Annotated in this window: 23 protein-coding genes; 5 read left to right on the top strand and 18 right to left on the bottom strand. The window is 68.2% G+C overall.

Annotation, left to right across the window (positions count from 1 at the left end; translation table 11 throughout):
- The first annotated feature begins 150 nt into the window (after positions 1 to 150).
- The gene (locus ABD255_RS16200) at positions 151 to 717 is read left to right on the top strand and encodes a hypothetical protein (protein WP_344214575.1); all 567 of its coding nucleotides are present in this window, start codon (positions 151 to 153) and stop codon (positions 715 to 717) included.
- Positions 718 to 801: 84 nt separating this feature from the next.
- The gene (gene argG / locus ABD255_RS16195; RefSeq protein ID WP_344214573.1) at positions 802 to 2,250 is read left to right on the top strand and encodes an argininosuccinate synthase; all 1,449 of its coding nucleotides are present in this window, start codon (positions 802 to 804) and stop codon (positions 2,248 to 2,250) included.
- A gap of 82 nt (positions 2,251 to 2,332) precedes the next feature.
- On the opposite strand, the gene ABD255_RS16190 is transcribed toward argG, so the two are convergent.
- The 12 genes from ABD255_RS16190 to ABD255_RS16135 all read right to left on the bottom strand — a co-directional run bounded on the left by ABD255_RS16190 (position 2,333) and on the right by ABD255_RS16135 (position 14,751).
- Positions 2,333 to 4,012 carry a SulP family inorganic anion transporter gene (locus ABD255_RS16190; RefSeq protein WP_344214571.1) on the bottom strand — a complete coding sequence of 560 codons (1,680 nt, stop codon included), beginning with the start codon at positions 4,010 to 4,012 and terminating at the stop codon, positions 2,333 to 2,335.
- Entirely contained in the window at positions 4,009 to 4,359 is a 351-nt protein-coding gene (locus ABD255_RS16185) for an ArsR/SmtB family transcription factor (protein WP_344214569.1), read from the bottom strand. The genes ABD255_RS16190 and ABD255_RS16185 overlap by 4 nt, the downstream gene beginning before the upstream one ends.
- Complete coding sequence (locus ABD255_RS16180; RefSeq protein ID WP_344214567.1) at positions 4,356 to 4,550, bottom strand: hypothetical protein; 195 nt, start codon at positions 4,548 to 4,550, stop codon at positions 4,356 to 4,358. Before ABD255_RS16180 ends, ABD255_RS16185 begins: the two co-directional genes overlap by 4 nt.
- A gap of 92 nt (positions 4,551 to 4,642) precedes the next feature.
- The gene (locus ABD255_RS16175) at positions 4,643 to 5,650 is read right to left on the bottom strand and encodes an RNA polymerase subunit sigma-70 (RefSeq protein ID WP_344214565.1); all 1,008 of its coding nucleotides are present in this window, start codon (positions 5,648 to 5,650) and stop codon (positions 4,643 to 4,645) included.
- A 73-nt stretch (positions 5,651 to 5,723) separates the two neighbouring features.
- Positions 5,724 to 7,100, bottom strand: a complete 1,377-nt coding sequence (locus ABD255_RS16170; RefSeq protein WP_344214562.1) for an amidase — start codon at positions 7,098 to 7,100, stop codon at positions 5,724 to 5,726.
- Between the two features lie 132 nt (positions 7,101 to 7,232).
- Positions 7,233 to 8,015, bottom strand: a complete 783-nt coding sequence (locus ABD255_RS16165; RefSeq protein ID WP_344214560.1) for an SDR family NAD(P)-dependent oxidoreductase — start codon at positions 8,013 to 8,015, stop codon at positions 7,233 to 7,235.
- 11 nt (positions 8,016 to 8,026) lie between these two features.
- Positions 8,027 to 9,649 carry an aldehyde dehydrogenase family protein gene (locus tag ABD255_RS16160; RefSeq protein WP_344214558.1) on the bottom strand — a complete coding sequence of 541 codons (1,623 nt, stop codon included), beginning with the start codon at positions 9,647 to 9,649 and terminating at the stop codon, positions 8,027 to 8,029.
- Positions 9,646 to 10,512: an ATP-binding cassette domain-containing protein gene (locus ABD255_RS16155; protein ID WP_344214556.1), complete on the bottom strand. Its 867-nt coding sequence runs from the start codon at positions 10,510 to 10,512 to the stop codon at positions 9,646 to 9,648. The genes ABD255_RS16160 and ABD255_RS16155 overlap by 4 nt, the downstream gene beginning before the upstream one ends.
- Positions 10,505 to 11,467 carry an ABC transporter ATP-binding protein gene (locus tag ABD255_RS16150; RefSeq protein WP_344214554.1) on the bottom strand — a complete coding sequence of 321 codons (963 nt, stop codon included), beginning with the start codon at positions 11,465 to 11,467 and terminating at the stop codon, positions 10,505 to 10,507. The genes ABD255_RS16155 and ABD255_RS16150 overlap by 8 nt, the downstream gene beginning before the upstream one ends.
- Positions 11,464 to 12,282: an ABC transporter permease gene (locus tag ABD255_RS16145; RefSeq protein ID WP_344214552.1), complete on the bottom strand. Its 819-nt coding sequence runs from the start codon at positions 12,280 to 12,282 to the stop codon at positions 11,464 to 11,466. The genes ABD255_RS16150 and ABD255_RS16145 overlap by 4 nt, the downstream gene beginning before the upstream one ends.
- Positions 12,279 to 13,229, bottom strand: a complete 951-nt coding sequence (locus tag ABD255_RS16140) for an ABC transporter permease (RefSeq protein ID WP_344214550.1) — start codon at positions 13,227 to 13,229, stop codon at positions 12,279 to 12,281. Before ABD255_RS16140 ends, ABD255_RS16145 begins: the two co-directional genes overlap by 4 nt.
- 10 nt (positions 13,230 to 13,239) lie before the next feature.
- A complete protein-coding gene (locus tag ABD255_RS16135; RefSeq protein ID WP_344214548.1) occupies positions 13,240 to 14,751 on the bottom strand; it encodes an ABC transporter substrate-binding protein in 1,512 nt (503 codons plus the stop codon).
- Between the two features lie 209 nt (positions 14,752 to 14,960).
- Between ABD255_RS16135 and ABD255_RS16130 the strand changes: the two genes are divergently transcribed.
- Positions 14,961 to 15,731 (top strand): FadR/GntR family transcriptional regulator, encoded by a 771-nt coding sequence (locus tag ABD255_RS16130; RefSeq protein ID WP_344214546.1) that lies wholly within the window; start codon positions 14,961 to 14,963, stop codon positions 15,729 to 15,731.
- Between the two features lie 39 nt (positions 15,732 to 15,770).
- On the opposite strand, the gene ABD255_RS16125 is transcribed toward ABD255_RS16130, so the two are convergent.
- The 5 genes from ABD255_RS16125 to ABD255_RS16105 all read right to left on the bottom strand — a co-directional run bounded on the left by ABD255_RS16125 (position 15,771) and on the right by ABD255_RS16105 (position 22,501).
- A complete protein-coding gene (locus ABD255_RS16125; RefSeq protein ID WP_344214544.1) occupies positions 15,771 to 16,754 on the bottom strand; it encodes a type IV toxin-antitoxin system AbiEi family antitoxin domain-containing protein in 984 nt (327 codons plus the stop codon).
- A 126-nt stretch (positions 16,755 to 16,880) separates the two neighbouring features.
- Positions 16,881 to 17,378: a hypothetical protein gene (locus ABD255_RS16120; protein WP_344214542.1), complete on the bottom strand. Its 498-nt coding sequence runs from the start codon at positions 17,376 to 17,378 to the stop codon at positions 16,881 to 16,883.
- A 91-nt stretch (positions 17,379 to 17,469) separates the two neighbouring features.
- The gene (locus ABD255_RS16115) at positions 17,470 to 19,176 is read right to left on the bottom strand and encodes an amidase (RefSeq protein ID WP_344214541.1); all 1,707 of its coding nucleotides are present in this window, start codon (positions 19,174 to 19,176) and stop codon (positions 17,470 to 17,472) included.
- Positions 19,173 to 19,472, bottom strand: coding sequence for a hypothetical protein (locus ABD255_RS16110; RefSeq protein WP_344214539.1), 300 nt, complete (start codon positions 19,470 to 19,472; stop codon positions 19,173 to 19,175). Before ABD255_RS16110 ends, ABD255_RS16115 begins: the two co-directional genes overlap by 4 nt.
- Positions 19,473 to 19,870: 398 nt before the next feature.
- Entirely contained in the window at positions 19,871 to 22,501 is a 2,631-nt protein-coding gene (locus ABD255_RS16105) for an MXAN_6230/SCO0854 family RING domain-containing protein (RefSeq protein ID WP_344214537.1), read from the bottom strand.
- A 547-nt stretch (positions 22,502 to 23,048) separates the two neighbouring features.
- Between ABD255_RS16105 and ABD255_RS16100 the strand changes: the two genes are divergently transcribed.
- A complete protein-coding gene (locus ABD255_RS16100; RefSeq protein ID WP_344214535.1) occupies positions 23,049 to 24,299 on the top strand; it encodes an MFS transporter in 1,251 nt (416 codons plus the stop codon).
- A 79-nt stretch (positions 24,300 to 24,378) separates the two neighbouring features.
- Here the strand turns inward: ABD255_RS16100 and ABD255_RS16095 are convergent, their stop codons facing one another.
- On the bottom strand, positions 24,379 to 24,552 hold the full coding sequence (locus ABD255_RS16095; RefSeq protein WP_344214533.1) for a DEAD/DEAH box helicase: 174 nt from the start codon (positions 24,550 to 24,552) through the stop codon (positions 24,379 to 24,381).
- Between the two features lie 147 nt (positions 24,553 to 24,699).
- Here ABD255_RS16095 and ABD255_RS16090 point away from each other — a divergent pair, with 147 nt between their 5' ends.
- Positions 24,700 to 26,004, top strand: a complete 1,305-nt coding sequence (locus ABD255_RS16090; RefSeq protein ID WP_344214531.1) for a GGDEF domain-containing protein — start codon at positions 24,700 to 24,702, stop codon at positions 26,002 to 26,004.
- Positions 26,005 to 26,081: the final 77 nt, after the last annotated feature.

Here is a 26,081-nt window from a genome sequence, read left to right as displayed (position 1 = left end):
TGGGTATCACTGGTCTTCATCTGCTCTTTTGCTCTGGCCGGCTGCGGCGGGCAGCCGGACAGGGCGGACACACTGCCTTTGGCCGACGAAGCTCCGTCGGCCACCGGGGCTCCAAAGACAACCGAATCAAAAGCACCCGTGGCGCCAGCGGTGAAGGACAGCACTCTCACCGCGGCGCAGGCCAAGACCGCTCTCCTGACGTTGGACGACATGCCCACGGGGTGGACACAGCAGAAGCCCGACCCCGACGACGATGAAGATCCCACGGTGACGCCGAAGCGCTGCTCCGCGGTCCTGGACGCCGTCGATCAGCAGGGAAAGCCACTCGCCGAAGCGACAGCGGTCTTCAGCCCGAGCGATCTCGGCCCGGAACTGGATCACACAGTCACCTCCTGGCCGCGATCGCAGCTTCCGGTCCTGAAGAAGCTGACCGATGCGTTCCGGCAGTGCCCGAAGTTCACCAGCACTTCCAAGGACGGCAGTTCTGCGACCTTCGAGGCAACGGGTCTGTCGTTCCGGAACCTCGGCGACCGCACACTCGCCCTCCGGCTCAAGGCGAAGAGTGATGGCATCAACCTCGTACTGGATGTCGTCTACATCGCCAAGGGCAACAACGGGGTGACTCTCATGGTGACCGGGCTGCAGCCGCTCGACGGCGCCGTCCTCGAAGGGTTCGCGAAGAAGGCCCTCACCCGCCTGGACGCCGCATCTCGCTAGCTGGGCAGCGCGGGCTAGCGCCCACGGCGGCGGATGATCGACCGCTGTTTTGCATAATCATGCAGGAGAGTGCATACTTTTCCTATGTCTAAGGTGCTGACGTCTCTGCCCGCCGGTGAGCGGGTCGGTATTGCGTTCTCGGGTGGGCTCGACACGTCCGTGGCGGTTGCGTGGATGCGCGACAAGGGGGCGGTTCCCTGCACGTACACGGCCGATATCGGGCAGTACGACGAGCCGGAGATCGACTCGGTGCCGGGGCGGGCGTTGGCGTACGGGGCGGAGATCGCACGGCTGGTCGACTGCAAGGCGGCGCTGGTCGAGGAAGGGCTGGCGGCGCTGACCTGCGGGGCGTTCCACATCCGGTCGGGCGGGCGGGCGTACTTCAACACGACGCCGCTCGGACGGGCGGTGACGGGGACGTTGCTGGTGCGGACGATGCTCGAGGACAACGTGCAGATCTGGGGTGACGGGTCGACGTTCAAGGGCAACGACATCGAACGGTTCTACCGGTACGGGCTGCTGGCGAACCCGAACCTGCGGATCTACAAGCCGTGGCTCGACGCCGACTTCGTCACCGAACTCGGTGGGCGGAAAGAGATGTCCGAGTGGCTCGAGGCGCACGAACTCCCCTACCGGGACAGCACCGAGAAGGCCTACTCGACCGACGCCAACATCTGGGGCGCGACGCACGAGGCGAAGACGCTGGAGCACCTCGACACCGGGATCGAGACCGTCGACCCGATCATGGGCGTGCGGTTCTGGGACCCGGCGGTCGAGATCCTGACCGAGGACGTGACGATCGGGTTCGAGCAGGGCCGGCCGGTGACGATCAACGGCAAGGAGTTCGGCAGCGCGGTCGACCTGGTGATGGAGGCCAACGCGATCGGCGGCCGGCACGGCATGGGCATGTCGGACCAGATCGAGAACCGGGTGATCGAGGCCAAGAGCCGCGGGATCTACGAGGCGCCGGGGATGGCGCTGCTGCACGCGGCGTACGAGCGGCTGGTCAACGCGATCCACAACGAGGACACGGTGGCGAGCTACCACAACGAGGGTCGGCGGCTCGGCCGGCTCATGTACGAGGGCCGGTGGCTGGACCCGCAGGCGCTGATGGTGCGGGAGTCGCTGCAGCGGTGGGTCGGGGCTGCCATCACCGGCGAGGTGACGCTGCGGTTGCGCCGGGGCGAGGACTACTCGATCCTCGACACGTCCGGCCCGGCGTTCAGCTACCACCCGGACAAGCTGTCGATGGAGCGGACCGAGGACTCGGCGTTCGGACCGGTGGACCGGATCGGGCAGCTGACGATGCGGAACCTGGACATCGCGGACTCCCGCGCCAAGCTCGAGCAGTACGCGGTGATGGGCATGATCGGGACCAGCCACCCCGCGCTGATGGGTGCGGCCCAGGCTGCCTCGACCGGGTTGATCGGCGCGATGCCGCAGGGCGGCGCCGAGGCGATCGCGTCCCGCGGCGAGGTCTCCGAGGAAGAGGAGATGCTGGACCGCGCGGCGATGGAGTTCGGCACCGACTGAGCTGATCGTTCAGTCGAGCTTGTAGCGGCACGATGAGGTTGCCCCCGTCTGACACTGCGCTGGTGTCAGGCGGGGGTTTCGCTCAGTCTGTGCTTGGGGTGAGGAGGCCGGCCCGGTGCAGGTGGGCGCGGGCGGCGGCTATCGCTTCCGGGGTGGTGGGGAAGACTCGGTCGAGGGTGCGTAGGTGGGCGATGACAGCCAGGGCATCCAGCGGTTGGTTGTGGGTTGGCTGGATGCCGGAGACCAGCACCGCCATACCGCGATGCTCCAACTTCTCGATGGCGTCTTTGAGGACCAGGGCACCCGTGGCGTCGATGGCGCTCACGGCGGACATCCGCAGGATCACCACCGACACCTGAGCTACCTCCGAGAGTTCCAGCAGGAAGCGGTGGGCGGCGAAGAGGAGCGGGCCGTCGATGCGGTAGGCAACGATGTGTTCGTCCAGGAGAGCGCGTTCTTCGGCCGTGTGATCGCCGGGAAGGTCGGGGTGCAACGGCATTTGGCGGAGGCGGGCGCTCCGCGCTACCGCTCGAAGTGCCAAGGCGCCGGCGACGATCAGGCCGAGGATGACCGCCTTGACCAGATCCAGGGCCAGGGTCGCGACGGCCGTAAGAGCCAGTACTACGGCGTCCGAGCCCGTCGCTCGGGTCATAGCGCGGACGGAGCCGACCTCAACCATGCGGACGGCCGTGGCAAGCAGTACTCCGGCCAGCGCGGCCAACGGAATCCGTCCGACCAGGGGCGCCGCGGTGTAGACGATCAGGGCCAGCAGGGCTGCGTGCACCAGAGCAGCGAGCCGCGAGCCCGCGCCGGAGCGGACGTTGACAGCGGTTCGGGCGATCGCGCCGGTCGCCGGCACTCCCCCGAACAGCGGCGTGACCAGGTTGGCCAAGCCTTGGCCGAAGAGTTCACGGTCGGGGTCATGCTTGTGGTTGACGCCCATCCCGTCGGCGACTGCCGCGGAGAGCAGGGACTCGAGGGCGGCGAGGGCTGCGACAGCCAGCGCCGGGCCGGCCAGAGTCCAAAGCACCGAGAGGTCCAGGAAGGCAAGCGAGGGCGCAGCAAGTCCGGAGGGCAGGGTCCCGATCCGCACTACGTCCAGCCCCGCTAGCTCGGCGACCACCGTCGCCCCCACCACCGCGACCAGCGAGAACGGCACCGTGGGCCGGAGTCGGCCGCCTGCCAGGATCATGAGCGCGACTACGACGGTGATGGTCGCAGGAGTCCAGTGCGGGTGGGAAGCGAAGTCGGCGACTGCATGAGCCGCGATCACCACCACCTGGTCGCCTTCGGGCATCGCCACCCCGAGGGCGGACGGTAGTTGCTGGAGCCCGATGACGCAGGCGATGCCGAGCGTGAACCCTTCAACGACGGACGCCGGGACGAAGGCCATGTAGCGACCGGCTCTCGCGATCGCCAGGCCGATCAGGATCAGTCCGGCGAGCATGCCGACCGCCAGCACCCCGCTGGCGCCGTACGTGTGCGTGATCGGGACCAGGACGACGGTCATCGCGCCAGTCGGGCCGGAGACCTGCAGGCCCGAGCCGCCGAACACCGCGGCGATCGCGCCGGCGATGACGGCGGTCGTCAGGCCCGCGGCGGCACCGAGTCCCGAAGAGATCCCGAAACCGAGCGCGAGCGGGAGTGCCACGATGGCGACGGTGAGGCCGGCCATCAGGTCGCGGCGGGGTTGGCGCAGGGTTGAGGTGAGGTCCGATCTGATCGGGAGCAAGGCGAGCATCCGCTCCCCGACAGCGCTCATCCGACGGTGGATTCGGCTTCGCGCAGTTCAGCCAGGAGTTCGTTCTGGCCGGCGATGAGTTCGGTCAGGATCCTGCGGGCGACTCGGAGCAGGTCGGCAACGTCGTTGCTGGCGATCGCGTAGATGACCGCGGAGCCCTCGCGGTGTGAGGTGACGATGCCGTAGCGACGCAGTACTGCGAGTTGTTGCGACAGGCTGGACGGTTCTATCGCGATGTCGGCCAGCAGATCGCGCACCGGGCGGGGTGAATCCTGCAGCAGTTCGAGCACCCGGATCCGGACGGGGTGCCCGAGCATCCGGAAGAACTCGGCCTTCGCCTGGTAGAGCGGAACCGCCATCCCGGTCATGCCTCGACCGGGCCGTTCTCGGCAGGCTCGAGGAGAACGCCGTTCTCGGCTGCCATCCGGTGGAGGCTCTTCAGCTCACCGGTGCGGACATCCATCGCGTAGTAGTCCTCGTCACGCTCCGCCTGGGCGAACGCCTCCTGGGCGGCCGCGATCCGGACCCGCAGGTCCGACTCGAACTGGCTGACGTCCATGACAGAACTCCTCTCCGCTGACGGGTTCACTATGTAGTGAATTGAAGAATTTTGCAATTCGACAACAGCTGAAGCCGAGCCTCGCAAGAGCGTCAGGCGTCCGTGTCGTGGTGGTGGGTGCGTTCCAGGTGGAGTCGGGCGCGGTGGTCAGAGGTGGACTCGGGGAGGGTGGTCAAGAGGTCGGGTAGGGCGAAGGTGTCGAAGAGGGTGGGGTCGAAGAAGGCGACCGCGTGGATGATGCCGGCCGCGGTGAGGGTAAGGACCTGGATCTGGAAGGCTCGGTGGACGCCTTCGGCCGGGTCTCGCATGTAGACGGCGAAGCCTGGTTGGCCGTTGGCCTTGATCGGGACCAGGTACTGGTCGCCGGGGGCTTCTGCGGGGCAGTGAGTGGAGATGAGCCGGGCGATGTTCTTCGCGCCGCGGAACCAGGAGGTGAAGGGTGGCATCTCCCAGATGGCGTCGTCGGTGAAGAAGCGCTCGATGGCCGGTACGTCGTACTGCTCGAAGGCGCCGGCGTAACGGTCGAGCAGGAGCAGTTGGTCCGGCAAGGTGTGGTCGACGACTCCGCTTGGGCCGGGCTCGAACTGCTCCCTCGCTCCGACGAGCAAGCTGGCGACGGCGGTTGTGGAGGTGTCGAGGACCTCGGCAACCTCCGTAGCCGGCCAGCCATTGAGGTCGTGCAGGATCAGCGCGGCCCGCTGCTGCGGCGGGAGGTACTGCAACCCGGCGATGAGTTCCAGCCCGATCGTGTTTCGGTGTCCGCCGACCAGGGCGTCAGGAACAGGTTCCAGCCACAGGACCTCCGGGCGCTGGGATAGCTTGCCCTCCGGGTGGTTGCTTGGACTGCCCAAACCTGTCGGAAGAGGACGCGGGCCGGCGATCGAGGCCAGGCACGCTTGGGTTGCCAGGCCGTAGAGCCAGGTTCGTGGGAAGGTCTGGCCGTCGAGACCGCAGTAGTACTTGTCTGCGCGCCGATAGGTCTCCTGCAGCAGGGTCTCGGCGTCGTGGATGGAGCCGAGCATCCGGTAGCAGTGCGCCAGCAAGCCTCGCCGGAACGGGTCGTCGGCGCGGAGGTCGTGACTGCCGAAGTCGTCTGCCATAGCGGGCTGCTTCTCATGGCTCTGCGTAGCCACCTCCAACTTACGGCACCCACCCCCGTACTGCGAGCGCCCGCTACTCGGTCGGCCAGGGGCGGATGGCGGTGCGGGACTCGATCACGGCCGCGAGGCGGAGTACGGCCAGGTCGGTGAAGCGGGGGCCGGCTATCTGCAGGCCGATGGGGAGGCCCTCGGACGAGAAGCCGCAGTTGACCGAGGTCGCCGGGTGGGCGGACATGTTGTACGGGACGGTGAACGCGATGTGTTCGAAGGGCTTGAGCGGGTCGTCGGTGGGATAGGCGAGTTCGGCGGCGAAGGCGGTGATCGGCGCGACTGGGGACAGGATGAAGTCGTAGTCGGCGAAGGCCGCGTCTACCGCGACGGCCATGGCGGCCATCTGGGAAAAGCCGTCGAAGACCTCGAAGCCGGAGATATCGGCGGCGGTGGACACCCAGCGGCGGATCTCCGGGAGGACCTTGGCCTGGCGCTCCGGCGGCAGCGCGTTGATGTCGGCGGCTGAGCGGACGCGCCAGAAGCGGTCGAGGCCGTCGAGCATGTCGCGGGTGATGATCGGGGCAATCGGCTCGACCACCGCGCCTGCCGACTCGAGCAGTGCGGCGGCGTTGGTGACGGCTGCGGTGACTTCGGGGTCCACTGGGAGGCCTAGGCCAGCGTCTAGGAGTAGACCGATGCGCAGCGTGGATGGGGAGAAGTTGTCGGGCTCAGTGATGGGTGGGAGTGACGTCGGGTCGACCCGGTCGGGGCCGGACATGACGGTCAAGGCGAGCGCGGCGTCGGACGCAGTACGGGTGAGGGGGCCGATTGCTCTACCTGGGTAGGGGGTGCCGACTGGTACTCGGCCGTGGGTTGGTTTGAGGCCGACTACGCCGCACCAGCCGGCCGGGAGTCGGATGGAGCCGCCGATGTCTGTGCCGATGTGGATCGGGCCGTACCCGGCGGCGGCTGCTGCGGCTGCTCCTGCGCTGGAACCGCCTGCCGTCTTGCCGAGGTCCCAGGGGTTGCGGGTGAGGTGGTGGAAGGTGGAGACGCCGGAGGAGAGCATGCCGTACTCGGGCATGGTGGTCTTGCTGAAGATGACTGCACCGGCGGCGCGGAGGCGGGCTGCGGCGGGGGCGTCTTCGGTGGCCGGGATCAGTTCGGTGGCGGCGGTGCCTTGTGGGACTGGGGTGCCGCGGGTGGCGATGTTTTCCTTGATGGTGATCGGTACGCCGTCCAGCGGGCCTGCGGGTTCGCCTTGTTGCCAGCGGTGCTCGGAGTCCTTGGCTGCGTCGCGGGCAGCCGAGGGGTCGAGGGCGTAGGTGGCGCAGAGTTTTGGTTCGAGGGACTCGACGCGGGCGAGGACGGCTTCGATCACCTCGACCGGCGACAACGAGCCGTCGCGGTAGCGGGACAGCAGGTCTGTGGCGGTCAGATCGGCGAGGTTCTCGGTCATCCGCGGCTCCAGGCTCCGGGTCGGACGGTTCAGGCGGTCGAGTTCTGGCGGTCGAGTTCTGGCGGTCGAGTTCTGGCGGTCGGCTCAAGCGGGTCAGTGACGCGGGTCGCGTTCGGGCGGTCGGGGCATGGGCTAGTTCGGTGGGTTGAAGCGGCCGCCGACGGCGGTCCAGCCGCCGTCGACGTTGAGGACGCTGCCGGTGACGAAGGTGGAGGCGTCGGAGGCGAGATAGACGACAGCGCCGGCGAGTTCGTCGGGTGTCGCCCATCGGGCGAGAGCACTCTTCTGCGCGTACGCGTCGTACCACTCCTGGTTGGCCTTGATCTGCGCGGTCAGCGGGGTTTCGACGACGCCGGGCGCGATGGCATTCACCCGTACTCCGTTGGGCCCGAGCTCGGCGGCGGCGGTTCTCAGCAGCTGGACAAGTCCGGCTTTGGTCGCCGCGTACACCGATTGCCCCGGTTCCACGGTGGTCGCGCGAATCGAACTGAAGCCCATGATGCTGCCGGATCCACGGGCGGCCATGTGCTTGCCGAAGGCACGGATCAGGTCGAACGAGGCGCGCAGGTTCAGCGCGACGACCCGATCGAACTCCTCGCCGGTGTAGTCGAGGATGCGTTTGCGGACGTTCGTGGCGGCGGTGAAGACCAGGATGTCGACGTCACCGAGCTTCTCGGCGGCTGTGGTGATCGCGGCTTCATCGAGGACGTTCAGCTCGTACGCCGTCAGGTGGTCGCCACGGGCGGCTGTCTCCTCGGCTGCCGCGAGATCTCTGTCCGCGCAGGTGACCCGGGCTCCTTGGGCTGCCAGCGCCAGGGCTGATTCGCGGCCGATTCCGCTGCCGGCGCCGACGACGACGGCGTGCTTATCGTCGAGCCTGAACAGCCTCGAGTAGTCGCGCTCCAACTCGTTCACACCTCCATGGGTCACGGGCGCCGGGGTGTTGGGCGGATGATCGCCATCCGGGTGGTGGTGAGTTCCTCGATGGCGAAGCGGGGCCCCTCGCGGCCGGTGCCGGAATCCTTCACACCGCCGTACGGCATCACGTCGGAGCGGAAGCCGGGGACTTCGTTGACCACCACTCCCCCGACGTCGAGCTGGTCGATCGCGGCGAAGGCGGTCTCGAGGGAGTTGGTGAAGATGCTCGCGTGGAGGCCGTATCTGGAGGCGTTGACGGCGCGGAACGCTTCGGCGATGTCGGGGACCGACCGGATGGCGATCACCGGGCCGAAGATCTCCTCGTCCCAGGCGAGCTGCCCGTGCGGTAGATCGAGCAGGACGGTCGGCCTGATGAGGTCCGCCTCGGCTCCCGCCGAGCTCGAGGTTGGCGCTGAGGCGGGCGAGCCGGGCGCGGTGGAGGTGGGCGTGGTGGAGGCAGGGGTGGGGTGGGCGAGGGTGGCGCCGGCTGTTAGGGCTTCTTCTATCCAGGTGCGGACTCGGGTGGTGGAGCGGGGGTCGATCAAGACCGAGACCTGGGTGTTGGGGTCGCGGGGGTCGCCGACGGTGATCTGGGCGAGGCGGGGGGTCAGTTCGGCGAGGAAGGCGGCTCGGACTGACTCGACGACTATTACGCGTTGGACGGAGATGCAGGCTTGGCCGGAGGCGTAGTAGCCGCCTCGTACTACGGCGTCTGCAGCTGCCGGGAGGTCTGCGTCTTCGGCTACTACGAGGGCGGAGTTGGAGCCTAGTTCTAGGAGGACCTTGGTGGGGGCGGCGTCTCGGGCGATCTGGTGGCCGACGGCGGCTGAGCCGGTGAAGGAGACTGCGCCGATTCGGCGGTCTGTGGTGAGGGTTGAGCCGACGTCTACTCCTCCGGTCACCAACTGGACGGCCGCGGCCGGTGCGCCCGCGGCAACCAAGGCTTCGCGGAAGAGGTGGACCAGCCAGAGGGTGGCTAGTGGGGTTTGCGGGGCCGGCTTGACGATTACCGGGCAGCCGGCGGCTAGAGCAGGGGCAATCTTGTGGGACGCCAGAAGCAGTGGGTAGTTGAAGCCGGCGATGCCGATGACGACGCCGATGGGTTTGCGGACCCAGAAGCCTTGCAGGCCGTCGCCGCTGGGGAGGAGGTCGAGAGGGACGGTTTCGCCGTGGAGTCTGGCGACTTCTTCGGCGGAGGTTTCGAGGGTTAGGAGGGTGCGTTCGATTTCTACTCGGCAGTCGATGAAGGGCTTGCCGGTTTCGAGCACGAGGAGGTCGACGAAGGCGTCGCGGTTCTCGGAGACGGCGGAGAGCGCTCCCTGGAGGGCTTTGCGGCGGATGTGCGAGGGCAGGCGGCCGACGTCGGATCGTACGGAGAGCGCGTTCTCGAGGGCTTGCTGGGCCAAGGCGACGTCGCCTACGGGCGCATCGGCCACCACCGACCCGTCGTACGGGAAGACGACGGGCGCGGTGGACGGCGCCGCGAGCCATGCGTCGCCGATCGGAAGACCGGCCGGGAATGGTAAGCGTGCCGGGAAGGGTTCGCCTGCCGGTGTCGGTTGGCGTGCTGGGGTGGGTTGGCCGGCGGACGTCCGACCGTCCCCGGACATCCTTGGGGAGTTGGTGGTCATGTGGGGGCTCCCTTCAGGAGGTCGGAGGTGGTGGCGCCGGCTAGGGCTCGGGGAAGGGTGGGGATGGATGAGACGAGGCGGCGGGTGTACGGGTGGGTGGGCGTGGCGTACACCGTGCCCGTCGGGCCGGTTTCTACTATTTCGCCGGCGTTCATGACGGCTACTCGGTCGCAGACGTGCTTGATGACCGAGAGGTCGTGGGAGACGAAGATCAGGGTGAGATTGAGTTCGTCGACCAGGTCGGAGATGAGATTGAGCACCTGGGCTCGGACCGAGACGTCGAGCGCGCTGACTGGTTCGTCGGCGATGAGGATGCGTGGGCGAGGAGCCAGGGCTCGGGCGATGGAGATGCGTTGGCGTTGGCCGCCGGAGAACTGGTGGGGGTAGCGGTCGCCGGCATCGGCGGACAGCCCGACCGATTCGAGCAGCGAGCGGACGCGGTCGCCTGAGGCTGGATGCCCTTGTACTACGAGGGGTTCGGCGATGATGTCGCGGACTCGCATGCGCGGGTCGAGGGAACTCATCGGGTCCTGGAAGACGAGTTGCAGGTTCTCGCGGAGGAATTTCAGGCGGCGTTCGGGGAGGCGGGTGATGTCGGTGCCTTCGACGACCGCCTGGCCGGAGGTGGCGCGGTCGAGGGCGGCGATGATCCGGAGCAGGGTGGACTTGCCGCAGCCGGATTCGCCGACGATGCCGAAACGTTCACCCTCCTGTACTTCGAGGCTCACGCCGCGCAGCGCGTGGATGACTGGTGCGGGACGGAGGAGAGAAGTACGAGGGCGGGTGTAGTTACGGACCAAGTCGGTAACGCGGATCGCGGGGCGAACTTCCGCCGTACTGCGGGCTGCGGACGGCTCAAGCATGGGTCGTCTCCAGAGCCGGGGCCGGGTGGTGGCAGGCGAAGCCGTGGGAAGGGGTGCCGTCCCACGGCGGGACGGTGGCGCAGAGGTCGGTGGCGTGGGCGCAGCGGGTACGGAAGACGCAGCCGGAAGGGAACTGACCAGCGGCGGGAACATTGCCGGGGATGGTGGGGAGGCGGCGGTCGGCGGATTCCAGGTCTGAGGCGGCGATAAGGCCCTGCGTGTACCGGTGCCGCGGGTTGGTGAAGACCTCCGCGACCGGACCGGACTCGACCACGCGGCCGCCGTACATGACCAGGACGCGTTGGCAGACGGTCGCGACCACGGCCAAATCATGGGTGATGAAGAGCAGAGCGGACTCCCGCGCGGCGACGCCTTGGACAATCAGGTCGAGGACCATCGCCTGCACCGTGACATCCAGAGCCGTCGTCGGCTCGTCGCAGATCAGCAGTGCGGGGTCGTTGGCCAAGGCAAGAGCCACCACGACTCGTTGCCGTTGGCCACCAGACAGTTGGTGTGGGTAGGCCCGGAGAGCACCAGAAAGCTGCACACGGTCGAGCAACTCGGAAGCAGCAGCACGAGCGGCACGGCGCCCAGGAACGGTGCGGTGGATCAGCATCGCCTCGGCGACCTGATCCCCCACCCGCATGGTCGGATTGAGCGCGGTCATCGGCTCCTGGAACACCATCGCCAGATCCCGCCCGCGAACGCGAGACATCCGCCGCTCGTCGGCGCCGATCAGCTCATGCTCGACCCCCGAGAGACGCACCGAGCCGGCAGCGTGCACGTCCTCAGGCAGCAGTCCGAGAATGCTCAGCGCGGTCAGCGACTTGCCGGACCCCGACTCGCCGATCAACCCGACCCGCTCCCCCGGCCCGACGGTCAGGTCCACGTCATCCACCAACGTCTTGGACCGCACCGAAACGGTCAGCCCCCGCACCGTGAGTACGTCGCTCATCGCCGGTCCTCCAGCTTCGGATCGAACCGGTCCCGCAACCCGTCACCCAGCAGGTTGAACCCCAGCACGGCCAGCGCGATCGCCACCCCCGGGAACACCGCCAGCCGCGGCGCACTGAACAAGAACTCCTGGCTCTCCTGCAGCATCCGTCCCCAGGAAGGCGTCGGCGGCGGCGTCCCGTACCCGAGGAACGACAGCGCCGCCTCAGCCAGTACTGCGATCGCGAAGGACACCGACGCCTGCACGGTGATCAGACTCGTCACATTGGGAAGCACATGCCGCAAGGCGATCGGGAACGGCTTCCGCCCAGCCGCCCGGGCAGCCAGCACGTACTCCGTCCGCATCACCTGCATCGCCCCACTCCGGATCACCCGGGCGAACGACGGCACCGTGGCGATGCCGATGGCAATCATCGCCGTCAGCGTGCTCGCCCCGAACACCGCGCCGAACATGATCGCCAGGAGCAACGCCGGGAAGGCCAGCAGCAGATCGTTGCCCCGCATGATCAGCTCAGCAGCCCACCGCCGGCTCATCGCCGCGAGAATCCCCAGCGGTACGCCGATCACCGCCGCGACCCCGACCGCCACCAGGCCGACGAACAACGTGGTCCGCGACCCGACCATCAGCTGGCTCAGCACATCCCGGCCGAACTTGTCGGTCCCGAACCAGTGCGACCACGACGGCTCGGCCAGCCGAACCGCCGGGTCCACCAGCGTCGCGTCGTACGGAGTCCAGACGAACGACACCAAAGCGGTGAGCACGATCAGGACGACGATCACGCCACCGACCACGAGACTCGGGTTCAGCCGTCTCATCGGGCGCTCACCCGCAGCCGGGGATCCAGCGCGACGTACAGGAGGTCGACGAGGAAGTTGACGAAAAGGACGGCCACGACGAGCACCATCACCACGTCCTGGACGAGCAGCAGGTCGCGGTTCGAGACGCCGTCCAGGAGCAGGCTGCCGACCCCGGGAATGACGAAGACGCGCTCCACCACGACCGCCCCGATCAGCAGCGTCGCGAGTTGCAGACCGAGCACCGTCACCACGGGAACAGCCGCGTTCCGCAACCCATGTCTCCACAGCGCGGGAAACGGCCGCAGCCCTTTGGCCCGGGCAGTCCGCAGATAGTCCTCCCGCAGAACCTCCAGCACCGCACTACGCACATACCGCGTCAGTACTGCGCCCTGCACCAACCCGAGCGACAACGCTGGAAGGATCAGCTGTTTCAGGAACATCCCCGGATCCTCGGCAGGCGGCGTCCACCCGTTCGCCGGCAACCAGCCCAGTTGCACCGCGAACACCATGATCAGCAGGATCCCCGCCAGAAACGCCGGTACTGCGACGCCGACCTGCGACAGCGCGGACAGCGCCAGCCCGGAGAGCCGACGATGCCGCGCGGCCATCACCGTTCCGGCCGGCGCGGCAAGCACCAGCGCGATGATCATCCCGGTGACGACCAGCCACAACGTCACCTGGAACCGGTCGAAGATCTGCGGGCCGATGGCCGCCTTCGACACGTACGACGTACCGAAGTCGCCCTGGAGCAGCCCGCCCAGCCAGTCGACGTACTGCGTGGGCAGCGGCCGGTCCAGCCCGAACTGCTGCCGCAACTGGGCCACAGCCTCGTCCGATGCGTTCACGCCGAGCGCGACCCGCGCGGGATCGCCCGGCAGCACCGCCATGAACGCGAAGACGAGCACCGAACTGACCGCGAGGCTGACCAGCAGCACGCCGGTACGTTCGATCAGGCGGAGGATCATGGAGTGTGTCTCAGGAGCGCGCGAGGCGGGAGAGGTCGAAGGACTCGGTGATCGCGTTGGCCGGCAGGCCGGTCACGTTCTTGTCCGCGACCATCAGGTTCGGCAGCAGGAAGAGCCAGTCCGCGGCCGCCTGCTCGGACAGCCGCCGGGCGGCCTTCTTCATGTCCTCGGTCTGAGCCGCCTCGTCGCCCGCATCCGCCGAAGCGAGCAGCGCCTGCAACGTGGGATCGTCGTACCGGGTGTAGTACTTCGCGTTGAACACCGCGCCCAAGTCGCGCGGCTCGACGTGCCCGATGATCGACATGTCGTAGTCGGCGTTCTTGAAGACGCTCGTCAGCCACGCCGCCGGGAACTCGAGCTGGTCGATCGTCACCTTCAGCCCGGCCTGCTCCAGCTGGCTCTTCACCACCTGACCGCAGGAGGTTGCGTAGGGCAACGTCGGAAGCCGGAGCCGGAGCGCAGTACCGGCAACGCCCGCCGAGGCCAACGCCGCCTTGGCCTTCGCGAGGTCGAACGGCGCGACGCTGGTGAGATCCTCGTACCACGGGTCGGTCGGCGGCACCATGCTGCCGATCAGCTTGCCGCGTCCCGCGAAACAGGTGTCCAGCAACGCCTTGTGGTCGATCGCCTGGCGGATCGCCTGGCGGACGGCGACGTCCTTGAACACCGGGCGTGAGTTGTTGAACGAGAGCACGACCTCGCCGTTCGTGGTTCCCTCGATCACCTGGTACTTGTCGTTGTTGGTGAACTGGCTCAGGGCCTCCGGCGCCTGCACGGTGCCGACCACGTTGATCGTGCCGGTGAGCAGGGCGTTGTTCAGCGCGGTCGGGTCCTTGAAGTACTTCAGGGTGACCTGGTTGAAGAACGGCTTGCTCCCCCAGTACGCGTCGTTGCGCTGCAGCACGATCGAGTCGCCGCGCTTCCAGGTGCCGAGCTTGTACGGCCCGGTGCCGACCGGCTCGGTGGCCAACTTGTCGACGCCGGTCTGGGAGAACATCGCGCCGACCCGGGTGGTCATCCGGAACAGCCAGCCGTTGCTCGGCTTGGTCAGCGTCACCTGCAACTGCGTCGGCGACACGGCCTTCGCCTCCGCGACCACGTCCATCGCCGCCTTGAGCGAGGTGGTCCAGGCCGTCTTCACCCGATTGATGCTGAAGACGGCATCGGCCGCGGTGAAGGCGGCTCCGTTGGTGAACTTGGCGTTGTCGACCAACTCGAAGGTGTAGGTCTTGCGGTCCGGCGAGACCGTCCACGACTTGGCCAGGTCCGGCCCGATCTTGCCGCTGTCGTCCTGCTTGACCAGGCCGTTGTAGACGTTGCCGAGCAGCGCCTGCGGGATCGCGGCGCCGTCCGTGGTGGTGAAGTCGAGGCTGGCCGGCTCGGCGACCAGGCCGATCGACAGCGACTGGTCCGCGCCCGGGGACGAGCCGGACGACGTACCGGAGCCGGCTGAGCAGGCCGCGACGGCCAGCAGCCCGGCGGAGGCGATCAGGGCCATCGCCCGGGTGGAATACGACTTCACGCGAACTCCTCTGGTGCCGCCGGCAGTTGCCTTCATGCGCCGCATTTTGCCTGTCCGCCGGTGTGACCCGGCCGCCGGATCGCCGACGGCGATCCAAGCGTTACGGGTCCAACCAGCTTTACCCATCAACTGGTCGGACCAGTGGACTAGGTACTAATAGGCCACTAGATTTGTCGCTACCGATCGGACTGTCAAGCGATGAGGTGCGGATGGCCAGCGGATCCCAGCGGGGACTTCAGTTCGAGCCCGTGCAGCCCGTCCGCGCCTATCAGCGCATCGTCGAGCAGATCGAGGAGGCGCTGGCCCGCGGCGATCTCGCCCCTGGCCAGCGGCTACCCAGCGAACGTGACCTGGTCAGCCAGTTCGCCGTCAGCCGCTCCACCGTGCGGGAGGCGCTGCGGGTGCTGGAGAGCAACGGCGTGGTCCGCTCCCGGCCGGGCGATCCGAACGGCCCCGAGATCCTGCCGTTCTCCCCCGGCCCGCTGCGCAAGCAGATGACCCGGCTCGCCCGGGTGGACGAGCTCACGCTCAGCGAACTGATCGCGTTCCGGATGATCATGGACGGCGCCGCGATCCAACTCGCGTCCCGGCTGCGCACGCCGGAGCAACTCGCGGAGATGGAGCAGACCCTGGTCGAGATGCGCGCCGCGATCGACGTCGACTTCACCGCGTTCAGCGAGGCCGACGTGGCCTTCCACGAGGCAGTCGCCCGGGTCAGCCGCAACTCGCTGATCCAGACCTGCAACGAGGTGGTGCGCGGCGTCGTCCTGGGGCTGATCTCGGACAAGATCGCGCACGCCGCGAACAGCCGCGCGCTGATGCTCGAATCGCTCCAGCACCACGCGGAGGTGGTCGAGGCGATCCGCGCCGGCGACGGCCACGCCGCCGCCCGGATCGCCCGCCAGAACCTCTACGACTACTACGCCAGCTACGTCCCGGCCCCCGACCGCGACCCTCTGCGGGCCCTCATCGAGGACTGAGCGCCGAACTCGCTGCCGGGTTATCTGGCCCATGCCGGGTTACAACCCTGCAGCCGTCGCAGAACCCGCTATCGGGGCCCTTCGCGCCGAGGACCGCCGGATGGCCAGCCGGATCCGGCGAACCACCTCCGCCGGCTGCGCGAGTTCAGCCCAGATCACTCGGACCACCTCGTAGCCCAGATCCCGCAGCCTGTCCTCGCGCGCCTTCTCGGCGACCAGGGCAGCGGAAGTCCTCCCGCCGTATTTGAGCACGCCGTCGAATTCGATGATCAGCCCCCACCGCTCCAGCAGGAAGTCGACCCGGCCGATCAGTCGAGCCGATTCGTCCCGGATCTCGACCTGCGGAATCGGCGGCGGTAGACCGAGATCGGACAGCAGGACCCGTAGGCGCGACTCTCCGACAGACTCCGATCGGCCGTCACCGAACTCCACCGCACGGTTGGCTGTCCCGATGCCGACCCGGCCGGCGAAAAGCGCCAGAGCGTCGGCGAGCTGATCCCTGCTGGCGATGACCTTCCGCAGCGCCTCGTCCACCACGGACACGGCGATCGGGTAGCGGGCGTAGCGGATCGCCTCGACGACCGACCGAGGACCGGGTGTCGCCAGCACACCACCGACCTCGACGGGGTCGACCACCTCGGGCCGCGGCGAATGCTGCACGACCGAGGCGTCGGCTCGGCCATGTCCCGTCAATCTGGTCACATGAATGCGGGTGAGGTCTAGCCCACCCGCCTCCAAGCCATGCAAAAGCAGCGCCGACTGGTGACTCACCACCGCCCGGCCGCCGAGTCGGTGGTAGACGGCCTTCGCAGCGCGGAGGTGTCGCCACTGCACTCGGTCCCAGTTGGCGAGGGATTCCTCGCCGGGTCTCAGTTCGGCGTACGCGCCGCGGCACAGCCTGACCCAACGGCCGGCTCTGACCCGTGACCGGATCTCCGTGTCGGAGTAGCCTGCGGCGAGCGCGTCCGTACGGTCGAACCAACCACCCCGTTTGGCGGCTGTCATCGCCAGTTTCGTGTTCATGCCACAGAAGATGCCGGCTCAGACCGGGCCACCTGCAGTGGGCTTTCGAAGCTGTGGACGAACGCTGTTTGTTGGGCCGCTGTCGGGTTGCAACCTGCCAGCGGGCCAACAACCGGCGAGTGGAGGTCAGTCGGCGTGTTCGAGAACCCGGACCCGGGGGACTTTGAGCTCCCGGCGAGCCCGGTGCGTCCAGTCGGAGCAGAGGAACCGCGCCGCCGTCTCAGGCCAGGCGACTACCACTACTTCCTGGCTCTTCGTGGTGGTGACGAGCGTCTTCAGAGCCAACAGCACCTCGCCGTGGGTGATGGACACGTTGACCCGGCAATCGTTCAGGCCGCGGAGTCTGCGTGAACTGTGTTCGATCACCGACGCCAGGTCGGTGTCCGGGTCCGCGAGCGCCATCGCGGTCGTCGTCCGGGTCGCGGCCGCTGTGGACAGTCCCGCGACGTCCGCGAAGCTGCTGCCCAGCAGGGCCATCGGGCCCGCCAGACCCTCGGTTGGATGGGTAGAGACGAGCAGGTGGTAGTCCACCGGTTCGTCCTGCCTTGCGTGCAGGGCGGCGACACGTCGTGCGTCGCCCTCGCTCATCTCCCGCTCGATGAGCACCACCACGTCGTACGTCATGCGTGGCTCCCTTCGCCGACCCTTCCTTTGTAACCCCAAAGGGCCGGCGAATCCCGTCAAAGCCGCAGCAACTTCATCGAAATGTCAAAACTCACTGCATCAGGTCCGGGATCTGGTCGGCGTGCAGCCGTCCCCGGTCGCCGGCCGCTTGCGCCTGAACGCGACCGGTAGCCCGTCGCGCGTCGGCCTTCCCCGCCGACTCGGCACCGGTCTTGGCCGGCGGTACTACGCCCTGCGGGTCCGCGGGGCGACGGTGGTGCCAGTCGGTCAACGCCTGGTACGCCGCGGCGACCGCGAGCAGGCGATCCTCCCCGAACGGCTTGCCACCGAGGATCGTGCCGATCGGAACACCCTTGGCGGTGAAGCCGATCGGCAGCGCGAGTTCGGGCAGTCCGATCGCGTCGAACGGGTTCGGGCTGGTCTGCACGACGACGTCGCACTGCTCGAACAGGTCGTCCAGGACTCGCTGCAGGAGCAGCACCTTCGCTCGTTGGCCGATCAGGTACTCGTCGGCGCCGAGCAGCGCGCCCTGGAGCCAGCCGGTGACCGAGACCCCGAAGCCCTTGAGGTCGGAGCGGAGCATCGGGAGGAAGGGTTCGCTGCGCTCGGGGAGCCGGACGTTGTTGAACGCGGCGCTCGTGAGGGTGTCCCATTCGTCCGGCAGCGTGACGTCGACGACCTGGAGATCCTCGACTTGGGAGAGGGTGTTCAGTGCCGCGCGGCGGGCGGCCGCGGCCTCCGTAGTACCGGCGGTGAAGTTGGGGATGACGCCGACCCGGGTCTTCCAGCGGACCTTCACCCGGCGGCCGCGCAGTACGGGGGTGGCGGCGGTGATCAGGTCCGGGACGGGCGGGAGGCCTTGAGTTCTCGGGTCGTTCGGGTCCTCGCCCGCCATCGCGGTGAGCATAATCGCGGCATCCTTGGCGTCCCGGGCGAGCGGACCGGGATGGTCGCGGGTGTAGCTCAAGGGTACGATGCCGTAGAGGGAGACGCGCCCCATCGTGGGTTTGAGGCCGGTCAGGTTCTGTGCGTTCGAGGGGGCGGTGATCGAACCGCCGGTCTGGGTGCCGACGCTCGAGGTCGCCATCCGTGAGGCGACCGCGGTGGCCGAGCCGGAGGAGGAACCGCCGGGCTCGACGGACGGGTCGGCCGGGGTCCACGCGTTGACCGTGGTGATTCTGCCGTCGGGGGTGGTCGCGCGGGTGGTGGCGAGCGGGCCCATCTGGGTCTTGCCCACGACGATGCCGCCGGCTGCCGTCAGACGCTGTACCGCGGTGGCGTCGAAGGGCGGGACGAACTTCTCGAAGAGGTACGAGTTCGCGGTGGTCGGGATACCGCGGGTGTAGTAGTTGTCCTTGATCGCGAGCGGGATGCCGTGCAGGGCGCCGCCGCGGGTGCGGCCGAGCGCTCTTGCCCGGACCAACGCTTCGTCGGCGAGGACCAGGTTGAAGGCTTGGTAGGTGGCGTCGAACGCGCCGATCCGATCGAGGTACGCCTCGAGGAGTTTCTCGGGGCGCAATCTACCCGTGCGGATGAGCGTGGCGGCTTCGGCGATCGTCAGTTCGGTGACGTCCTTGAGTGCCTCGGGGCGGACCGGGACGTTCGGGCTGAGGAGGGACGGGGCGCCGGCCTGCGGTCCGGCGTACGCGACGGACGGGAGGACGACGGTGCCGACCGTGGCCGCTGCTGCGAGGGCGCCGGCTCGGTGGAGGAAGGAACGGCGGTCGACGCGGGAGTCCATCGGACCGTCGGTCTCGCGCGTGGTCGTGGCGACTGGCTTGTTCTCCAAGGTGCTCACTGGGCCTGCCGCTTCACGTCGATGGAGGGGAAGAGCGCGGGCGGAGCGACCTGCTGGGCGAGCGCTGAGCGATCGGCCTCCGGCCCCGGTACTGCGAACTGGTACGCGGCCAGCGGGACGATCGTGGAGCGGACGAAGCTCCGCAGCCCGGCCAGGGCGGTGTCGCGGCCGGGGCTGCCGGTCTCCGGGTCGGGGCTGGTGCCGGCCGGGAGTTGATCGAGATCGATGCCGAGTGCTGCGAGCCGGGCGCGAATCATCACGTCGAGCTCCGCGTCGGTCGGTGGGGTGAGGCTCACCGGTACTCCTCGAGGTCTGTGGCGGAAGACTGCAGACCTGTTATGTCACGACCTGTGTGTCCTCAGATTTCGCTGAGGTCGCAACTAAGTTAAGGAGCTGAAGTAGTGCGGTTCAGGCGTGAGCCGATCGCCACCTGGATCCTGCAAACCCCTACACCACCTGGCTAACCGGCCAGGTCGTCACCCTCGACGGGGTCTTGCGGCCGGGAGAGCGAGCGTGACGGCGTGACGGACCTCCGGCAGGCTCCGCGCGACCGGCCTGCTTCCGGCAGGGTTCGCGCGGCCGGCCGGCTTCCGGCAGGGTTCGCGCGGCCGGCCTGCTTCCAGCCGCGAGCTTGCTCGCAGCCCCGGCCCGGCAGTTGCTGACTCCTGCAGGCAATCCCCCACCACCGCGTTGGCTAGTGGACAGGTACGTCGGCTCGGGTGTCTGGGGCGAGGGTGGTTAGGAAGTGTGGGGCGTCTATGAGGCGGAGGTTGGAGGGGTCGAGTAGGTGGGGATGGAGGGCGTAGACCTCAGCGCCGGACTTGGGGTCTATGTCGCCGGTGACAACGGCGATGAAGTCGGCGCGGTTGGCGGCGTCGAGGTCCCAGTAGCGGTCTGGCTCGCGGCGGGTGCTGAGGCGGTGGGCGAAGGTGGTGACGTCCTCGGCGGCGCCGCGGTGGTAGCCGACTACTGAACCGTCGGCGCAACGGACGACAACCTCGTTGGTGCGAGCCGCCGCGTGCCAGCAGGCGAGCTCCCAGAGGCTGACTCGATCACCTGCTCCGTGGACCTCCTCCATCGCCGCCGCCATGAGTGCGACCTGCCCGGCGTACCGGGCGACGTTGTGGCCGTAGCCTGCTGTGCTGAGGTTGACGTCGTACCAGCGGAGTTCCTTGGTGTGCAGGTCGACTCCGAACGGCAGCAGGATCTTCGCCGGGCCGGTCAGGTCGAAGCGCTCCTCGACCGCGGCCGGGTCGAACAGTTCGGACGGCCGTCGCATCACGCCGGCGAAGCCGCGGAGAAGCTTGTCGAAGGGGACGTTGTTGTAGCTGAAGACGACCGGCAGTACGTAGCGCCCGCCGATCCTGCGCAACGCGACGAGGTCGAGATCGACGAATTCGGTGGCACCCAGCGGTGCGGGCGCCGACGTCAGATCACCGGAGTGCACCAACGCGTCCTGGTCGAACCGGAGCCGGGTGTAGTCGCACAGCCCGACGAACCGCCACTCCTCGTCGAACACCGCGACCGAGAGATCGAGATCCACCCGCTGCTCGGCAGGCTCGACCCAGTGCAGGAAGAGCCGAAGCAGGTCGCTCGACGCAATCGGCTGCGCGCTCCCCCGGGTCATCCGCAGCAGCGTCGATGAGGCACTGCGCTCCGACCCCGGAGCCGCCAGGCGCGACAACTCCTCATCCAGGAAGGCTCGTCGCACCCGCGGCAAAGCTGTTGCCCGACGCAACAACTCCCCCACCAGTACTGCGGACAGCGCGGTGGCGAGGCCGGCGGGAAGAGGCTCGCGCTCGTCCACGGTGGTCCACACTCGCGCGGACCCACCTCGGGGGAAGAAGAGCCGGAGGTCTCCCGGCGGGGTGCGCACCTGGCCGAGCGCGGCGGTCAGTACGACTGGTGACACGTCGGAGACGGCGGTCGTGACCGCGTCTGTCAACGTCGGATGCGCGTCCACCGGCAGAGCCCGAGCCAGGTGGACCAGCCTGCGCAGCAACTCCCCCGGCCGCCCACGCAGCAGTTCGAGCGCGAGATCGGGACGCCCACTGCTGAACGCGCCCTCGACCCGGCTCGCGAAGGTGTTCATCCGCAGCCGGCCATCCTCCAGCCGGATCACCGGATGCTTCGCCGCCTCCGCCAGCACGGATCGCCCAGCTGGTCCGGAGGTGTCCAGGCCGCGTCCGCGCAACCCTGGGTTGCTTGCGGACGTGAACCTCGTGGCGCGGAGGACCGCGAACGCCAGGGCTGCGCGTGGGTAGGTCGTCGCGTGGTCGAAGGGGTGCAGGTTCTCGGCGACTCGCTTCCAGGCGCGCTGGTGCCGAAGCATGTCTTCGACCAACGGCTCGACTGGCAACTGGTTGAGGCGGCCCAGGACAGCACGGCGTGCTGCCCGTGGGAGGGACTGGCGGCGTACGGGTGGGGTGCGGAGACCTGGGTCGGCGCCCATCAGCGCGTAGAGGAGGCGGAGGGCGTCGGTGGCGGTGCCGACCAAGCTGTCGATGAGGTCGGGATGCTGCGGCAGCAGGCGGGCCAGGACCACAGCGCGGGTTTCGCGGACCGGGATCACGGTGGGAAGCCAGGATGGGTCTGCGTCGATGAGTAGCAACTCGAGGTCGGCCCGGTCGCGCGCGGACAGCGGGGCCTGCCTGGAGAGGAGGTCGGCGGTGGTGGACCTAATGGAGCCGGCAAAGCTCGGGCTCAGCAGGCGGAGGCGGTCTGCGCGCGCCTTGGTCGGCACCTCGTCGAAGGACGGCTTCAGGAACGGGTCGTCGGGATCGATTCGCCGCAGGCAGATCGGGCAGGCGCTGAAGTCGGAGCCGTCCCAGCATGAGCGGCAGACCAGGTGTGCGCAGGGTGACACCGGGTGCACCACGTCGACCTCGCCGCACAGCACACAGGGCTGATCGGGCTCCTGCAGCAGGCGGGCGAAGACTCGGTCGATGTAGAAGGTCTCGGTGTTGGCGGGGACGCTCTCGGGGAAGCCGCGGAACAGCGGTACGTGGTTGGCGTCCTTGCCTGACTCTGCGTCGAGTAGCTCGAGCAGCGCCTGGCCGAGCCCGGCCAAGGCGAGTGGGTTGAGGCCGGCGCAGTGCCGGTAGAGGCCGGCCGACAGGAGCAGGCCGCGCTGGATCAACTCGGCTTGCAAGGCGGCCAGTCCGGCCTGGGTCGTCAGGGGCCGGCGCAGCCAATGCCAAGCCGAGCGGCGGACGGATGGGGTGAGGCTGACGGCGTCGACCAGTCGAGCGCGCCGAAGCAGCACCGCGGCTAGCGCACGCGCCGTCGGCGACCCCGGCTCGACCGACGACAGTTCAGCCGGCACCGACGACCTCCGCGAACGATCCGGCAACGACAGGCTGCCCCGACGGACCCGGCACCAACGGCCTCCCCGAACGATCCGGCATCGACGGCCTCCCCGAAACGGCACAGCGGACAGAAGTGCCAGGGGCGGAGAGCGAACGCGCTACGTGGCCTGGGCAAGGAGAAGGAAGCACGTCCATGAGCCGCCCCTGGCAAGACGAACGCTATCGGGTGGCACCGACAGTTTCGGGAGGGCCTCGATCGCGCGACGGGGGCGAGAGGCCGGGGAGAAAGAAGAGCTCCGATACCAGGGTCGGGGCCGCCCCGCCCAGACCCCGGTACCAGAGGACTCCAGGATAGAGGCGCCGGACAAGTCCTGGCGCACCGGGCACCCGTTTCGGCCTTGAATTTGCCGCCATCAAACCTTTGAATGGGCAGCACCAGTCACGCACTGGTACGAACCAGTGACGTGGGGTCGATCACAGCGCAGGCGCGAGTTCAGCGCAGGGAAACCCTCATCGTTACCCGTGGCAGGTGTCGGGCCACGGATTGTGGTTATGGTCTCGGGCATGGTGGGTGGGGTGGTGGAGCGGGCGCGTTGGCGCGATGTGTTCGGACATGCCGAGTTCAGAGCGCTGTTCCTGGCCGGGGTGTTGTCCGTGGTGGGCGACCAACTGGCTCGCGTCGCGCTGTCGGTGCTGGTGTTCGAGCGCACGGAGTCGGCGGGGCTGACCGCGCTCACCTACGCTCTGACCTACATCCCCGACCTGGTGTTCGGTCCGCTGCTGGCCGGAGTCGCCGACCGGTACCCGCGGCGCCGAGTGATGATCATCACCGACCTGGCGCGCGCGGTACTGGTGGCGGCGATGGCGATCGACATGCTGCCGCTGCTGGTCGTGATCCTGCTGCTGGTCGCCTTGCAAGGCTTCGGCTCGCCGTTCAACGCCGCCCGGGCGGCGACCCTTCCGGTGGTACTTCCAGGCGACCACTACGTGCTCGGCAAGGCCGCCAACGACATGGTCGTGCAGTTCAGCCAGGTGCTCGGCTTCGGAACAGGCGGTCTCGCCGTGGTCGCGGTAGGGACCTCCGGAGGCCTGCTGCTGGACTCGGCGACCTTCCTGCTGTCCGCAGCCCTCATCGCCTTCGGGGTGAAATCTCGGCCGGCTCCGGCGGCTGCGCGCCAGGACGACGAGCCGAAGCGCACCTACTTCAAGGACATGGCCGCTGGAGCCTCCCTGGTAGCCCGTACTCCGAGTCTGCGCGCCCTGGTCGCTCTGGCCATGGTGGCCGGGTTCTACGTCACGGTGGAGGGCCTGGCCGTCCCGTACGCGAACGAGATCGGCGGAGGACCAGAGGCAGCCGGCCTGCTCCTGGCCGCGAGTCCAGCCGGTGCTGTCGCAGGCATGTGGCTGATCACGCTCTGGCCACCAGAGCGACGCATGCGCCTCCTGGGGCCGCTGGCAGTCGCTGCCTGTGTCCCGCTCGTCTTCTGCGCCTTCAGGCCAGGACTGGTCCCCACCCTGGTTCTCTGGGCACTCTCGGGCATGGCTTCGGCGTATCACCTGCCGACCAGCGCCGCCTTCGTTCAGGCAGTGCCGGACCACCAGCGCGGCCAGGCCTTCGGAGTCGCCAGCACGGCGCTCAAGGGCAGCCAGGGCCTCGGGATCCTGCTCGCGGGCCTGATCGCGGACAGGTCGTCGCCTTCGCTGGCACTGGCGGTGGTCGGCGCCGCGGGCATCCTCGCCGCCCTCGTGGCGGGCACCGCCTGGACGCGAGCCCGCCAGGGCTGGGAGGGACCTGCGAAAACCGTGACGGAATGAGCGGCCGGAGATTCAGGGAATTACCGCCGGACGCGGTCCGTAAAATGTGAGTTAAGAAAATTCCGGATTCAGCCGCGGCTCACCATTCGTTACCGCCGGTGAACCACTCGTTACCGGAACCGCCGGTCTGGCGCAGCCACTCGTTGCCACCGCCCGTGAACCACTCGTTCCCGCCTCGGAACCACTCGTTTCCGCCGGTGAACCACTCGTTGCCGCCGCGGAACCACTCGTTGCCGGTGCTCTTCTTGGACATGGTGGGGATCCTCTCGTCGCCATCCGTCAGATGGAATAGATGTGCTGTGGGGATGACCTCACGTGAACGGGCAGTTACTATTCAGCAATAACCGTTCAGGTCTATCTGTGTGAGGCCACCATGATTCTGATCGGTCGGAGCCGGTGGGTGCCACCCCGCCGATGGAAGCTCTGGTCGTTACCGCGTCCGGCGCTGGGCTATGTGCTCGGTGTGGACGCGGTCGCAGTCACGATCACCGCCCTGGCGTTGTCGTCGACGATGTCCGGCGAGCGGCCTGGCGTCAGCCCGTCCGAGTGGACGGCCTTCGCCGTGCTGGCGGTCGCCTCCATCCTTCATCTGGAGTCTGCCCGCGGAATCGAGCGGCGACGCGAGATGGCGGCGAACACTTCGCCGTACACCAATCTGAAGAGCCTCTGGGTCTTCGCCGGGCTCCTGCTGCTGCCGCTCTCGCTGGTGGTCGCCCTGGTCGTCGTCTCGTACGGCTACTCCTGGATCCGCGTCTACGGCCGGACGATCGCGCATCGCAAGGTGTTCTCCGCGAGCACGTTCATCCTGGCCAGCGCCGCGGCCGCCGCGGTGCTGCAGGCCGGTGGTCTGCTGACCGAACCACGAGTCCCGACCAGCGCGTGGACGCTGCTGGTCGTGCTGGCCGCCGCGACGACCTGGTGGCTGGTGAACTTCGCTCTGGTGATCGGGGCGATCCTGCTCGCCGCTCCGGACGCCACGGCGCGCGGTGCGCTCGGGGATCTGTCCGAGCAACTCGTGGTGGTCGCCGGGCTCGGCCTGGGTGTCGCTGTCGCGGGCCTGCAGGCCTCGTACCCGTGGATCGTGCCGATCCTGATGGTGACCGTGCTCACGCTGCACCGCGACCTGCTGCTGCCGCAGTTCCGGCGTGCTGCTGGGACCGACGTGAAGACCGGGCTCGCCACGCCGTCGTACTGGGCGAATGCTGTGCCGGTCGAGCTTGCTCGCGCCGAGACGCTGCGCAGTACGGTCGGGTTGTTGATGCTCGATCTGGACCGGTTCAAGGAGATCAACGACACCTACGGTCACCCGGCCGGTGACCGTGCGCTGAAGGCGGTCGGTGAGAGCGTCCGCGCCGAGGTGCGGCAGGGCGATCTGGTCGCCCGGGTCGGCGGCGACGAACTCGCCGTACTGCTGCCGGGTGCTTCGGAGACCGAGGTGCTCGAGATCGCCGAGCGCATCCGGGACCGGCTCACCACGCTGACCGTTTCGGTCGAGACGGCGTCTGACACCACCGCGGTGATCACCGGAGTGCCGGCTTCGTTCGGCGCGGCTGTGTACCCGGAGGTCGCGGAAACGATGGACCAGTTGGTCCTGGCCGCCGACAACGCGCTGCTGACAGCCAAGCGAGCCGGACGGAACAAGATCGTCGCCGCCCGCCCGAACCCACCGGCCGTCGGCTCCGACCAACCAGTCGGCGACGTCTGAGTCCGTCCAGCCCATCGCTACACGCTTCAGCGCCGCGGGGCCGCTCGAACTTCCTCCACGCCGTCCCCGCTTCCCTC

The organism is Kribbella sancticallisti (assembly GCF_039530625.1).
In the GTDB taxonomy this organism is placed as follows: Bacteria; Actinomycetota; Actinomycetes; order Propionibacteriales; family Kribbellaceae; genus Kribbella; species Kribbella sancticallisti.
This window is presented reverse-complemented; position numbering and strand designations above follow the sequence as displayed.